This is a genomic window from Tetzosporium hominis, assembly GCF_002265435.1.
GTDB classification, from domain to species: domain Bacteria; phylum Bacillota; class Bacilli; order Bacillales_A; family Planococcaceae; genus Chryseomicrobium; species Chryseomicrobium hominis.
Map to the genome: position 1 here is coordinate 1 of NZ_NOKQ01000092.1, position 248 is coordinate 248.

The following is a 248-nucleotide window of genomic DNA, read 5'->3' on the forward strand; positions in this document are numbered from 1 at the left end:
TTCAGCTGACCTTGCTGAACACCTTTCTTTTTTAAAGACACATTATATCCCTGGCGTATTGACTCCGAGCGAAATCATGCAAGCGCTGACATGTGGTTTTACTACATTGAAGCTATTCCCCAGCGGTGTGTTTGGCATCCCATTTATGAAAAATTTAGCGGGCCCTTTCCCGCAGGTGACCTTTATTCCGACAGGCGGGATACATCCGTCTGAAGTGCCGAATTGGCTCAAAGCTGGAGCTGGCGCCG

General features: G+C 48.8%; 1 protein-coding gene. It reads left to right on the plus strand.

The features are described from left to right. The coding region (locus tag CF394_RS00320; RefSeq protein WP_500691219.1) for a beta/alpha barrel domain-containing protein at positions 1–248 on the plus strand (248 nt) is incomplete at both ends.